The organism is Prevotella sp. AGR2160 (genome assembly GCF_000424185.1).
In the GTDB taxonomy this organism is placed as follows: Bacteria; Bacteroidota; Bacteroidia; order Bacteroidales; family Bacteroidaceae; genus Prevotella.
The window spans coordinates 35,866-49,106 of sequence record NZ_AUJK01000007.1 but is presented as its reverse complement, the minus strand read 5'-3'; the positions used below and the strand labels follow the sequence as shown (position 1 = coordinate 49,106).

Here is a 13,241-nt window from a genome sequence, read left to right as displayed (position 1 = left end):
TGACCACCATGTTGTGGCCACGCAATGAAAACGAAATAAATTGGAATCCATAGATCTTTTAAAGAAGGTAAGGAAGATTGAGATCAAGACACGCGGTCTGAGTCAGAACATCTTCGCCGGCCAGTATCACTCGGCCTTCAAGGGACGCGGCATGGCGTTCTCTGAGGTCCGGGAGTACCAGTTCGGTGATGACGTGCGTGATATCGACTGGAATGTCACGGCCCGATTCCATCATCCTTACGTGAAGGTCTTCGAGGAGGAGCGTGAGCTGACGGTGATGCTCCTCGTCGATGTCAGTGGCTCCCTCGACTTCGGCACCCATGGTGAGCAGAAGCGTGACATGGCCACGGAGATCGCCGCCACGCTGGCCTTCAGTGCCATTCAGAACAACGACAAGATCGGCGTGATCTTCTTCAGTGACCGTATCGAGAAATATATCCCGCCGAAGAAGGGCCGCAAGCATATCCTCTATATCATCCGCGAGATGCTCGACTTCCACCCGCAGAGCCGTCGTACCGACCTCACGGTGGCCTTGGAATATCTCACACGGGTGCAGCGCCGTCACTGTACGGCATTCGTTATCAGTGATTTCTTCGACGATGCCCATGTCCTGCCGTTTAGCAGTGAGCGGGAGGAGGGCAAGGACACGCCGCTGCAGCACACGCTGAATATCGCCAACCGCAAGCATGACATCGTCGCCATCCAGGTCTATGACCTCCGTGCGAAGATGCTCCCCGATATCGGACTGATGAAGGTCGTCGATGCCGAGACGGGTCATGAGATGTTCATCGATACGAGCAGCAAAAAGTTCCGCATGGCCCATACCCGCTTTTTCCTCGCCCGTGAGGAGGCCCTGGGCAAGATCTTCGCCCGCAGCCGTGTCGACTGGACGAGCATCGCCACCAACGAGGATTTCACGCGGAAATTGATCGCCCTCTTCAAGCAGCGGTCTTAACATCCCAATGCAGGGGCCGTCCCTTGTGGCGGCCCGATGCCGGAACGGCATTCAAAATATTCCCGGTTTGATTCGGCGTACCGCCGACGGGCCGCCACAAGGGACGGCCCCTGCAAAAGGATGATGCCTCCTATAAATATAAAATGTAATGAAAAGAAACAGAGTACTTGTCCTCATCATATCCCTCTTCACCGTCCTTGGCCTGCAGGCCCAAGTCAATGTAGAGGAGAAGCTCGACTCCCTGCGCATGCTCGTCGGTGAGCAGACGGACCTCCACCTCTTCGTCACCACGACGAAGGGCATGGCCGTGCAGCTGCCGTCGTATAAGAGCGGACAGCAGCTCGTCCCCGGCATCGAGGTCGTCGATCAACGTGATGAGGACACGACAGAGGTGGCTGACGGCAAGATCCGTTTCGGCCGTACCTATACGCTGACCTCCTTCGACGAGAAAGTCTACGCCATCCCCGCCCTCTCGGTGAAGGCCGGCGGCAAGACCTTCGCGGGACAGCCGCAGGCGCTGAAGGTCCTTACAATCCCCGTCGACACCACCCATGCCGACCGCTTCTATCCCCCGAAGGACGTGCAGGACAATCCGTTCCTCTGGAGTGAGTGGAGCGGCATCTTCTGGCTCAGTGTCCTGGTACTGCTCCTCTGTGGTGCCTTCCTCTTCCTCCTCGTGCGCCTGAAGCAGCATAAGCCCATCGTCATCCATATCCGTACGGTGAAGAGGGTGCCGGCCCATGAGCGTGCCCTCCATGAGATTGAGGCTATCAAGGCCCATCACACGGAGACGCAGGAAGGACAGAAAGAATACTATACGAAACTGACGGACACGCTGCGTGAGTATATCCAGCAGCGCTTCGGCTTCCGGGCTATGGAGATGACGAGCAGTGAGATCATCAGCCGCCTCCAGGAGAGTGGTGACGAGAAGATGATCGCTGAGCTCCGTGACCTCTTCACCACCGCCGATCTCGTGAAGTTCGCCAAATATGAGACCCTCATCAACGAGAATGACGCCAACCTCGTCAATGCCGTGAAGTTCATCGACGAGACGAAGACCGACGAGGTCACGAAGGAGGAGCGTGTCGCTCCCGTCCTCAGTGCTGATGATGAGAAGAGCCGCCATGAGCGCCGCCTCATCAAAGGGCTGCTGTGGCTCTCCGGCATCCTCGCCGTTGTACTGCTGGCTGTCGTTTTCTATGAGTTGTATATGATTTTGAGTTGACATGGAATTTGCAAGTAAAGGATATTTTCTGCTGCTCCTGCTGCTGATACCTTATATAATATGGTATTTCCTCTACAGGAAGAAGAGCGAGCCGACGATGCGCCTCTCCGACACACGGCCTTACCGCTACGCGCCGAAGAGCCTGCGCATGCGCATGATGCATCTGCCGATGGTGCTGCGCTGCGTCACCTACGTCCTCATCGTCATCATCCTCGCACGGCCCCAGACCCATACGGCCTGGGACAACAAGAGTGTCGAGGGTATCGATATCATGCTCGCCATGGATGTCTCGACGAGTATGCTCGCCGAGGATCTGAAACCGAACCGTATCGAGGCCGCGAAGAGCGTGGCCACGGAGTTTATCTCCGGACGGCCGAATGACAATATCGGTCTGACGATCTTCGCCGGTGAGGCCTTCACGCAGTGCCCGATGACGACGGACCACGCCTCCCTGCTCGCCCTCTTGCAGGATGTCAGGACGGATATCGCCGCCCGTGGACTCATCGATGACGGTACGGCCCTCGGTATGGGCCTCGCCAATGCCGTCAGCCGTCTGAAGGACTCGAAGGCGAAGAGTAAGGTCGTCATCCTTCTCACCGACGGCGTGAACAATATGGGTGATATCTCACCGATGACGGCTGCCGCCATTGCCAAGAGTCTCGGCATCCGTGTCTATACCATCGCCGTGGGCGCGAAGAAGGTGGCTCCCTATCCGATGAATGTCGGCGGAACGGTACAGTATGTCCCCGTGACGGCGGAGATCGACGCGAAGACCCTCAGCGCCATCGCCTCGGAGACGGGCGGTAATTTCTACCGCGCCACAAATACGGCAGAGTTGAAACGTATTTACCACGATATTGACCAGTTGGAGAAGACGAAGATGAACGTGAAGCATTACGCCAAGCGTTACGAGGCCTACCAGCCCTTCGCCCTCCTTGCCATCCTCACCCTTGTCCTCGAGATCCTGCTGCGCAACACGTGGCTGCGGCGTATCCCCTAAGGGACTCATGAGACGGCCATGTGCCGTCAGCGATAAAAAATATTAGACGTCATGTTTAGATTTCAAGATCCGATATATCTCTGGGTACTGCTCATCATCCCCGTGCTCATGCTCATCCGCTTCATCAGCGGCAGGCAGCGGCGACGGAAGATCCGCCGCTTCGGTGATCCCGACCTCGTCAAGGCCCTCATGCCCGACGTGAGCCGCCGTCGCCCACGGGTAAAGTTTGCCCTCCTGCTGATGGTCTTGGCCCTACTCATCCTCATGCTCGCCCGTCCGCAGATGGGTGCCGGCGTGTCGACGGATAAGCGTGCGGGCATTGAGACGATCATCTGTATGGATGTCTCCAACTCCATGCTCTGCCAGGATGTGGAGCCGTCACGCCTCGACAAGAGTAAGATGCTCGTGGAGAATATGGTTGACCGATTCAACAATGATAAGATCGGCCTCATCGTCTTCGCCGGTGAGGCCTATGTCCAGTTGCCTATCACGGCCGATTATGTCAGTGCCAAGATGTTCCTCTCGGAGATCGAGCCGGGAATGATCCAGACGCAGGGCACGGATATCGGCCGTGCCATCGATCTTGCCACCCACAGTTTCTCACAGGATGACAATGTCGGCCGTGCCATCATCGTCATTACTGATGCTGAGGACCACGAGGGTGGGGCAGAGGAGGCCGCAAAGGCTGCCCGCAAGCAGGGCATCAACGTGTTTATCCTCGGTGTCGGCTCCACGAAGGGTGCCCCGATCCCCATGGGTGACGGCTCCTATCTGAAGGACCGCAACGGCAATACCGTCATGACAGCCCTCAACGAGGGAGAGGCACAGAAGATTGCTGCCGCCGGCAGTGGCACCTATATCCATGTCGATAATACCAGTGACGCCGAGGAGAAGCTCAACCACGAGCTCACGAAGTTGCAGCGTGGTGAGACGTCGTCGACGGTATACAGTGCCTACGACGAGCAGTTCCAGGCTCTCGGCATCATCGCCGTTGTGCTCCTCGTCATCGAGACATTGATCTCCGAGGCCAAAAACAGCCGCCTCAGTGGGCTGCAGCTCTTCCGCGGCTTCCGCGGTATTCATGCGCCGCGTCGCGGACCACGTCAGGGCCGTAAGCATTCCGGCGGTAAGGGTGCCGCCATACTGCTGCTCCTCCTTTTGCTGCCCTTTGCCCTCCCGGCTTCGGCGCAGCAGGATCGTGAGAATATCCGTGTGGGCAACCGCGCCTACCGCAGTCAGAAATGGGCGGAGGCGGAGACGGCCTACCGCAAGGCCCTCGCTGCCAACGGCCAGAACCCGCAGGCTCTCTACAACCTCGGGTGCGCGCTGATGCAACAGGGTAAGATGAAGCAGGCCCTGAACTTCTACAAGCGTGCCGCTCAGGCCGAGCCCAACAAGATCCGCCGGGCCCGCAGCTATCACAACATGGGCTGTATGTATCAAGCCAAGCAGGACTATGGTCATGCTCTGGAGATGTACAAGCAGGCGTTGCTCTGCAACCCCCATGACAACGAGACGCGTTATAACTACGTGCTCTGTAAGCGACTGATGAAGAACAGTCCGCAGAATCAGAACCATAAGAATAACAAGATCAACAAGAACAACAAAAATAAGAATAATCAGAACGAGAATAATCAGAATAAGAATCAAAATAAAAATAACCAGAACAAGCAGAACAAGAACGACCAGGACAAGCAGAACCAGCGTCATCAGCCTCAGATGAGCAAGCAGAATGCCGAACAGCTCCTCAATGCTGCCATCCAGCAGGAGCAGGCCACGAAACAGAAGCTCCAGCAGCGCATGACACAGCCGAAGCGGCGTACGCTCCAGGACAACTGGTGATCAGCTTGTGAGGACAATAACGAAAGGAACGGCAAAGGCTGTTCTTTCAAGGTTATGAAAGGATAAAAACGAAAAATGAAGCATTGTAGATACGGACAACTCATCCTGTTGATGCTGCTGGCATGGCTCCTGCCGGCGGTAGTGGTTGCACAGATCCATGTGTCTGCTCCCTCGCACGTCGCCGCGGGAGAGAACTTCCGCGTGGCCTATACCATCAATACTGATGATGTCGAGGACTTCCGCTGTGGCAGTGTGCCGGCAGGCCTCGAGGTCATCGCCGGCCCTTATCAGAGCTCGCAGTCGAGCTTCCAGGTTATTAACGGCCATACGAGCAGTTCGTCGTCGGTGACGATCACTTATACCCTCTATGCCGCCAAGGATGGCGCCTTCACCATCGGCCCTGCCCGGGCTGTCGTCCGTGGACGGCGGATGCAGAGTGCTGCCGCCCGTGTCGTCGTCAGCGGGCATGCCCGTAATGGTGGTGGTGCCCCACGGATGCACAACGACCCGTCGGCAGGTGCCGCCATCCAGAGTGCCGGCAGCCGTATCACGCCCTCGGAACTTTTCATCCGTGTCACGGCCAACAAGAAGCGCGTTCATGAGCAGGAGCCTGTACTGTTGACCTATAAGGTATATACCACTGTCGACCTTACCTCCCTTGAGGGCAAGATGCCCGATCTTACGGGATTCCACTCCCAGGAGGTACAACTGCCGCAGCAGAAGACGTTCCACGACGAGGTAATCGGCGGCCGCCACTATAAGTGCGTCACGTGGAGTCAGTATGTGATGTATCCGCAGATGACGGGTAAGCTGCAGATCCCGAGTATCACCTTCAAGGGTATTGTCGTTCAGGAGAACCGTAATGTCGATCCCTTTGAGGCCTTCTTCAACGGCGGCAGTGGTTATGTCGAGGTGAAGAAGAATATCGTGGCCCCGGGCATGACGATCCAGGTGGACCCGCTGCCGAAGGCCCCCGCAAACTTCTCCGGTGGTGTCGGCCATTTCAATATCTCCGCTTCGCTGAATAAGAAAGAGGTGAAGGCCGGTGACCCTATCACGCTGCGTGTCGTCGTCAGCGGTATCGGTAACCTCAAACTCATCAAGCAGCCTGTCGTCAACTTCCCGAAGGATTTCGACCGTTATGACGCGAAGGTCACCGACAAGACGAAACTTACCGCCAATGGCGTGGAGGGCAATATGATCTATGACTTCCTCGCCGTGCCGCGCAACCAAGGCTCTTATACAATTCCGTCGGTGACGATGACGTATTACGATGTCACGGCAAACAGTTATAAGACGATCCATACGCAGCCGTTCACGCTGACCGTCGACAAGGGTGACGGCAGCTCGAGTGTCAGCGACTATAATGATCTGAAGGATAAGGATATCCATCCCATCCATCAGGGTAATGTGAAACTCTATCATGTCGACAGTTTCTTCTTCGGATCAGCAGGCTATCTCGTGACCCTCTTCCTCATCATCGCCATCTTCATCGCCCTCCTCGTGACGTTCCGCCGACGCGCCCTGGAGAATGCCGATATCGTACGCCTGCGCGGAAAGAACGCGAACCGCATAGCCCGCAAGCGTCTGCAGAAAGCCATGGATCTCATGGTCAAGGGGCAGGCTGCCGCCTTCTACGACGAGGTGCTCCGTGCCCTCTGGGGCTATGCCGGCGACAGGATGAACATGCGCCCCGAGGAACTCTCGCGTGATAATGTACAGACGGTATTCGAACAGCATCATATAGACGGAGAGACGATCCGCCGTTTCGTCGACGCCCTCGACGAGTGTGAGTTTGAGCGTTATGCCCCGGGTGATCCCGCCGGAAATATGCAGAAGACTTTTGAGAAAGCGATGACAGCGATTATGGATATTGAGACATTCCTGAAGAACAAGAACCAGCAGAAACGGGGAGAGGCCGCCGGAAGCCACCATAATTTCGGCGGTCATCATGATCATGACGATCATGGCGACGGCTATCATTCTTTCAGTCGGTCCAACAACGATGTGGAGGCAGAGGTGAAGAGCCATGGCTATGATCTGAAGATGATCCTCATCTTACTCCTCTGTACGTTCTCCCTGGGCATGTTCTCCCTCGATGCCTCCGCCGTGACGAAACGACAGGCTGATGCCGAATATTTGCAGGGTAACTATCAAGAGGCTATCCGGGACTATAAATATCTGTTGTCTACAGGTGTCAGTGCCGACCTTTATTATAACCTCGGCAATGCCTACTACCGCAGTGACAACCTCACGCAGGCTATCCTTGCCTATGAGCGCGCGAGCCTCCTCGATCCGGGAAACAGTGACATCCGGTTTAACCTTGAGTTCGCCCGCAGTAAGACCATCGACAAGATCACGCCGGAGAATGAGCTGTTCTTCGTCACCGCCTATGAGGCTATGGTGGGCATGCAGACTGTCGACGGCTGGGCCGTGACGGCCATCGTGGCCATCTGTCTCTCCCTGCTCCTCGTCCTTGTCTACCTCTTCGCCCCGCAACTTGTCCTTCGCAAGGCTGGCTTCTATGGTGGCGTGCTGACGCTGCTCCTCTTCCTCGTGAGCAATCTCTTCGCCTGGCAGCAGAAGCATGCGCTTGAGGCCCGCACAGGGGCTATCATCACGGCTCCGTCGGTGCAGGTGCAGAAGACACCGGCGAAGAATGGTGACGACAGTTTTGTGCTCCATGAGGGTACACGGGTCGATATCGAGGATGAGAGTATGGCATCCTGGTATCAGGTGAAAGTCGCCGACGGCCGTGAGGGCTGGGTCGAGCGCAAGAGTCTGGAAAAGATATAATTACAAAATGATTGATTTATTATTAACATCACAGGCAGACCGGGCGATCCTGGCGTTCTTCAACGGCAGTGACTCGCTCTTCCTCGATCATGTCGTCCTCGCGCTGACTAACGGGCCGACGTGGATCGTGTTTTATCTCGCCTTGTTTTATATGGTATTGCGCAACAACGAGACGATGCCGCAGATCATGCTCGTCGTTGGCGCTGCCGCCTGTTGCGTCCTCTTCGGTGGTGGTGTCTCCGATATCCTCGTCAAGCCCCTCGTCATGCAGTTCCGCCCGACCTATGACCCGCAGTGGAAGATGATGGTGGATGTGGCACAGGGCTATACGGGCAGTGGACAGTATGGCTTCTTTTCCGCTCATGCCGCGAACACAATGGCCATCGCCGTCTTCTTCTCCCTTCTCGTCCGTGGTAGGTTGTTCTCGATGATGATGATCCTATGGAGTCTGGCCAACGCATGGTCACGGCTCTATCTCGGCGTCCATTATCCCAGTGATGTCGCCGTAGGCCTCCTCTGGGGTGCCGTCGTCGGACTATTGGTGTATCTTGTTTATAGGAAATGCTATTTCAAGGTGAGTCCGCGACTGAACTATATCTCCTCACAGTATACCCGTACGGGTTATGACTACCAGGACATCGACATGGTTCTCACCATCATGGCCTTTACCCTTACCTATATCGTCATTCAGGCGACTATCGTGTAATTTATAATTTTTTCGACAATGGATACAAAACATATCAAGATTGGAGATTTCAATTATGATCTCCCCGACGAACGAATTGCTAAATTCCCCATCGCACAGCGCGACCACTCGAAGTTGCTCATCTACAACCACGGAGCAGTGAGCGACGATATCTTCTACAATATTGTCAACTACCTGCCGAAGGGCGCGCTGATGGTTTTCAATAATACCCGTGTCATCCAGGCCCGTATGCATTTCCGCAAGGAGACGGGTGCCCTCATTGAGGTGTTCCTCATGGAGCCTGCCGCCCCGACGGACTACGAGCTGATGTTCCAGACCACGGGCCACTGTGCCTGGCTCTGCATGATTGGTAACCTGAAGAAATGGAAAGAGGGATCGCTGAAGCGTGACTTCACCATCAAGGGCCATACCTTCACCCTTACGGCAACGATGCGCCGCGGTGATGAGCTCTCCGCCGAACAGCAGAAGATGACGGCACACAGTGGCGGCACAAACTACTGGGTTGACTTCGACTGGAATACCGAGAAGGTCAACTTTGCCGAGATCCTGGAAGAGGTCGGTGAGCTGCCCATTCCGCCGTATCTCAACCGTGAGACGCAGGAGAGTGATAAGGTGACGTACCAGACGGTCTATTCCAAGATCAAGGGCAGTGTCGCCGCGCCTACCGCCGGCCTCCATTTCACTGATGCCGTCCTCGAGGATATCGACCGCCACGGCATCACGCGTGATGAGGTGACGCTGCATGTCGGTGCCGGCACTTTCAAACCTGTGAAGAGTGTGGAGATCGAGGGTCATGAGATGCATACGGAGTATATCGTCGTCCACCGCCATACCCTCGAGCGCCTGCTGAGTCATGACTGCCGTGCCATCGCTGTCGGTACGACCTCCGTGCGCACGTTGGAGAGTCTCTATTATATGGGTGTCTATCTGCAGACCCATCCCGATGCCTCTGAGGAGGAGCTGCATGTGAAGCAGTGGGATCCGTATGACAACGGCCGTAACGGAGGACTCGTCGACGGCATCACGCCGATGACGGCCATCCGGAATATCCTCGACTATCTCGAGCGCAACGGCCTCGAGGCCCTCCATTCGAGTACGCAGATTATCATCGCACCGGGGTATGAGTATAAGATCGTGAAAATGCTCGTGACGAATTTCCACCAGCCACAGAGCACACTGCTCCTCCTCGTGAGTGCTTTCCTCCATGGTGACTGGCGCAAGGTCTACGACTATGCCCTCAGCCATGATTTCCGGTTCCTGAGTTACGGTGACAGCAGTCTGCTGATCCCTTAAACATTTTTAAACACAAACATTCAACGAATTATGAAAGTTGGAGATCACGTTAGATTTTTAAGTGATACCGGTGGTGGCGTCATCGCCGGTTTCCAAAAAGGAAATATCGTATTGGTAGAGGATGAGGACGGATTCCAGATTCCCACCCCCGCCAATGAGGTCGTCGTGGTACAACAGGACGATTATAGTATGGGTAAGATGATCTCGGAGAAGATCGATGAGCAGGAGAAAGCTGCCGAGCACGCCCAGACGGAGCTGAAGGATAACTCCCGCAGTGTCAAGGCCATCCTTGCCGACGGTATGGATGACCTTGAGGAGGACGAGCCCGAGGATCCCTCGCAGCGAGAGATCACCTACCAGCGTCCCGCCGAGGAGCGCAAGGGCGGCAACAAACTCTCCGCCTACCTCGCCTTCGTCCCCGAGGATGCTAAGGATATCACGAATACGGACTTGAAGGTGTACTTCATCAACGACAGTAACTACTACCTCCAGTATGCCTGTGCGCTCCCCGAGGGTAACAGTTGGAACCTGAAGAGTCAGGGAGAGGTGGAGCCGAATACAAAGGTGCTGTTGGAGAAGATCCCCCACAGTGCCGTCAACACGCTGACGAAAGTCGCCTTCCAACTCTTCGCCTACAAGCGTGACAAGGCCTTCGTACTCAAGCCCGCCGTCGATGTGGTCCTTCGCATCGAGCCCGTGAAATTCTATAAGCTCCATACGTTCACGGAGAATCTCTTCTTCGATGATCCTGCCATGTTGCTGACGATCGTGGAGAATGACGAGACGGAGAAACCGCTTGACCTCGACCCGAAGAAGCTGAAGAAGGAACTCTATAAGGAGGCTGCCCGCAAGGTCCGCGCCGACGAGACTCCGTCAAAGGGCGACGCTCAGAGCAAGAAAATCCGCACGAAGGATGACGGCACCATTGTCGTCGACCTCCATGCCTCCTCGCTCCTGGAGACGACGGCGGGGATGAACTCTGCCGATATCCTCCATTACCAGGTGGATTATTTCAAGTCGGTGATGGAAGCCAACAAAAAGAAGCACGGCCAGCAGATCGTCTTCATCCATGGAAAGGGTGAGGGTGTGCTCCGCCAGGCTGTCATCCATGAGCTCAACTACCGGTATAAGAACTGCCGCTATCAGGATGCGTCGTTCCAGGAATATGGTTACGGTGCCACCCTCGTGACGATCAAATAGAAATATTCCGGGATTTCGGGAATTGCAGGGGCCGTCCCTTGTGGCGGCCCGTCGGCGGAACGCCGAATCGTATCGGCAATCATTGCTATACGGAATGCCGTTACCGGCATCGGGCCGCCACAAGGGACGGCCCCTGCAAGAGGATCGTATCATTGCGCTTATCAAAGAGAAATTAAAGAAAGAATTTATGAATTACGGATTTATCAAGGTCGCCAGTGCCGTTCCCGGTGTGAAGGTCGGTGACGTACAGTATAATCTCCAACAGATCGAGAACATTATCGCCCAGGCGGAAGGCCAGGGCACGGAGATCATCGTCTTTCCCGAACTGGCCCTGACGGGTTATACCTGTCAGGATCTCTTCCATCAGCAGATCCTCCTCGACGGTGCCGAGACAGCTCTGCTCATGCTCCTCGACTTCACGCGGCAGCTCGATATCATCTCTATCGTTGGGCTCCCCGTTGTTGTCGGGGATCTGTTGTTGAATGCCGCCGCCGTCGTCCAGCGCGGAAAGATCCTCGGTATCGTGCCGAAGACCTATCTGCCCAACTATAGTGAGTTCTACGAGAAACGCTGGTTCGCCTCCGCCCAGGACCTCCGTGATACCGAGTTCCGCTTTGCCGGTCATAAGCTCTCCATCACTCCCGAGCCGCAGATCTTCCAGACGGCACAGGGCGTGAAGTTCGGTGTGGAGATCTGTGAGGATCTCTGGGCCCCGGCACCGCCGAGCAGCAGACTGGCTCTCTGTGGCGCCGAGCTCATCTTCAACCTCTCCGCCAGTGATGAGCTCATCGGCAAGCATGCCTATCTCAAGAGTCTCGTGGCCCAGCAGAGCGCCCGTACGATCACGGGATATATCTACAGTTCCGCCGGCTTTGGTGAGAGCACGCAGGATGTCGTCTATGGCGGCAACGCGATGATCTACGAGAATGGCAACTGTCTCGTGGAAGGTCAGCGCTTCAGCCTTGATCCTCAGGTACAGTGTGCTCAGATAGACATCGACCGTCTGCGTGCCGAGCGCCGTCTGAACAGTACCTATGTCAACGCGCAGCGGAATATCAAGTTCGCCATACAGAACAAGCATTTCGACGTCAGAAACATCTGTTGCGTGGCCCCGGAGGTGAGTCGTGACTTCGTCCTAGAGCGTACCGTCGATCCCCATCCGTTCATCCCGAAGTCCAATGATATGAATGCCTCCTGTGAGGAGATCTTCAACATCCAGGTCATGGGCCTCGCCAAGCGTATCGTCCATACCCACAGCAAGACCGTCGTCATCGGTATCAGTGGCGGCCTCGACTCCACGCTGGCCCTACTCGTGTGCGTGAAGACTTTCGATAAGTTGAAGATGGACCGTAAGGGAATCATCGGTGTCACCATGCCCGGTTTCGGCACCACCGACCGCACGTACAACAATGCCGTCAACCTCATGAAGAGTCTCGGCATCACCATCCGTGAGGTGAGCATCGCCAAGTCCGTGACGCAGCATTTCGAGGATATCGGTCATAATATGGAAGTCCATGACGTGACGTATGAGAACGGCCAGGCCCGTGAGCGCACGATGATCCTCATGGATCTCGCCAACCAGCTCGGCGGTATGGTCATCGGTACCGGTGACCTCAGTGAGCTCGCCCTTGGCTGGGCTACCTATAACGGTGATCATATGAGTATGTACGGTGTCAACTGTTCCATCCCGAAGACCCTCATCCGTTATCTCGTACGCTTCGTCGCCAATAGTGGCATTGACGAGGCATCCCGGGCAACACTCCTCGATATCATCGACACGCCGATCTCCCCCGAGCTCATCCCCGCCGACGAGAACGGAGAGATCAAGCAGAAGACCGAGGACCTCGTAGGACCTTATGAGCTCCATGACTTCTTCCTCTACTATTTCCTGCGCTTCGGTTTCCGTCCGCAGAAGATCTACCTCCTGGCCCGTAAGGCCTTCGAGGATGTCGACAACGACGAGGACACGTCGAAGAGCATGACAGGAGCAGACCTCGGTGGCGCCTATAGTGACGCCACAATCAAGAAATGGCTGAAGGTGTTCCTCCGTCGCTTCTTCCAGCAGCAGTTCAAGCGCTCCTGCCTCCCCGATGGTCCGAAGGTGGGTAGCGTGAGCCTCTCGCCGCGCGGCGACTGGCGCATGCCGAGTGACGCAAATGCTTCATTATGGCTCGGTGAGATAGAAAATCTGTAATAGATTTGTAGGAAACAGTTTTTTTTCGTA

The 13,241-nt window shown here is 55.7% G+C and carries 9 protein-coding genes; all 9 read left to right on the top strand.

Translation table 11 applies throughout. The annotated features are described in order from the left end of the window. Nucleotides 1–40: 40 nt before the first annotated feature. The 9 genes from G604_RS0106295 (at nucleotide 41) to G604_RS0106255 (ending at nucleotide 13,211) form a co-directional block, all read left to right on the top strand. Nucleotides 41–955: a DUF58 domain-containing protein gene (locus tag G604_RS0106295; RefSeq protein ID WP_028909833.1), complete on the top strand. Its 915-nt coding sequence runs from the start codon at nucleotides 41–43 to the stop codon at nucleotides 953–955. 148 nt (nucleotides 956–1,103) lie between these two features. Continuing rightward, nucleotides 1,104–2,180: a BatD family protein gene (locus G604_RS0106290; RefSeq protein WP_028909832.1), complete on the top strand. Its 1,077-nt coding sequence runs from the start codon at nucleotides 1,104–1,106 to the stop codon at nucleotides 2,178–2,180. A 1-nt stretch (nucleotide 2,181) separates the two neighbouring features. After that, nucleotides 2,182–3,180 (top strand): vWA domain-containing protein, encoded by a 999-nt coding sequence (locus tag G604_RS0106285; protein WP_028909831.1) that lies wholly within the window; start codon nucleotides 2,182–2,184, stop codon nucleotides 3,178–3,180. 51 nt (nucleotides 3,181–3,231) lie between these two features. Beyond that, on the top strand, nucleotides 3,232–5,022 hold the full coding sequence (locus G604_RS0106280) for a VWA domain-containing protein (RefSeq protein ID WP_028909830.1): 1,791 nt from the start codon (nucleotides 3,232–3,234) through the stop codon (nucleotides 5,020–5,022). A gap of 75 nt (nucleotides 5,023–5,097) precedes the next feature. Beyond that, nucleotides 5,098–7,818 carry a BatD family protein gene (locus tag G604_RS0106275; RefSeq protein WP_028909829.1) on the top strand — a complete coding sequence of 907 codons (2,721 nt, stop codon included), beginning with the start codon at nucleotides 5,098–5,100 and terminating at the stop codon, nucleotides 7,816–7,818. A 7-nt stretch (nucleotides 7,819–7,825) separates the two neighbouring features. Further along, nucleotides 7,826–8,524, top strand: coding sequence for a phosphatase PAP2 family protein (locus tag G604_RS0106270; protein ID WP_028909828.1), 699 nt, complete (start codon nucleotides 7,826–7,828; stop codon nucleotides 8,522–8,524). A gap of 18 nt (nucleotides 8,525–8,542) precedes the next feature. Beyond that, on the top strand, nucleotides 8,543–9,817 hold the full coding sequence (locus tag G604_RS0106265) for an S-adenosylmethionine:tRNA ribosyltransferase-isomerase (RefSeq protein WP_028909827.1): 1,275 nt from the start codon (nucleotides 8,543–8,545) through the stop codon (nucleotides 9,815–9,817). 30 nt (nucleotides 9,818–9,847) lie between these two features. Next, nucleotides 9,848–11,017 carry a DUF2027 domain-containing protein gene (locus tag G604_RS0106260; RefSeq protein WP_028909826.1) on the top strand — a complete coding sequence of 390 codons (1,170 nt, stop codon included), beginning with the start codon at nucleotides 9,848–9,850 and terminating at the stop codon, nucleotides 11,015–11,017. Nucleotides 11,018–11,204: 187 nt separating this feature from the next. Further along, entirely contained in the window at nucleotides 11,205–13,211 is a 2,007-nt protein-coding gene (locus G604_RS0106255) for an NAD(+) synthase (RefSeq protein ID WP_028909825.1), read from the top strand. Nucleotides 13,212–13,241 lie beyond the last annotated feature (30 nt).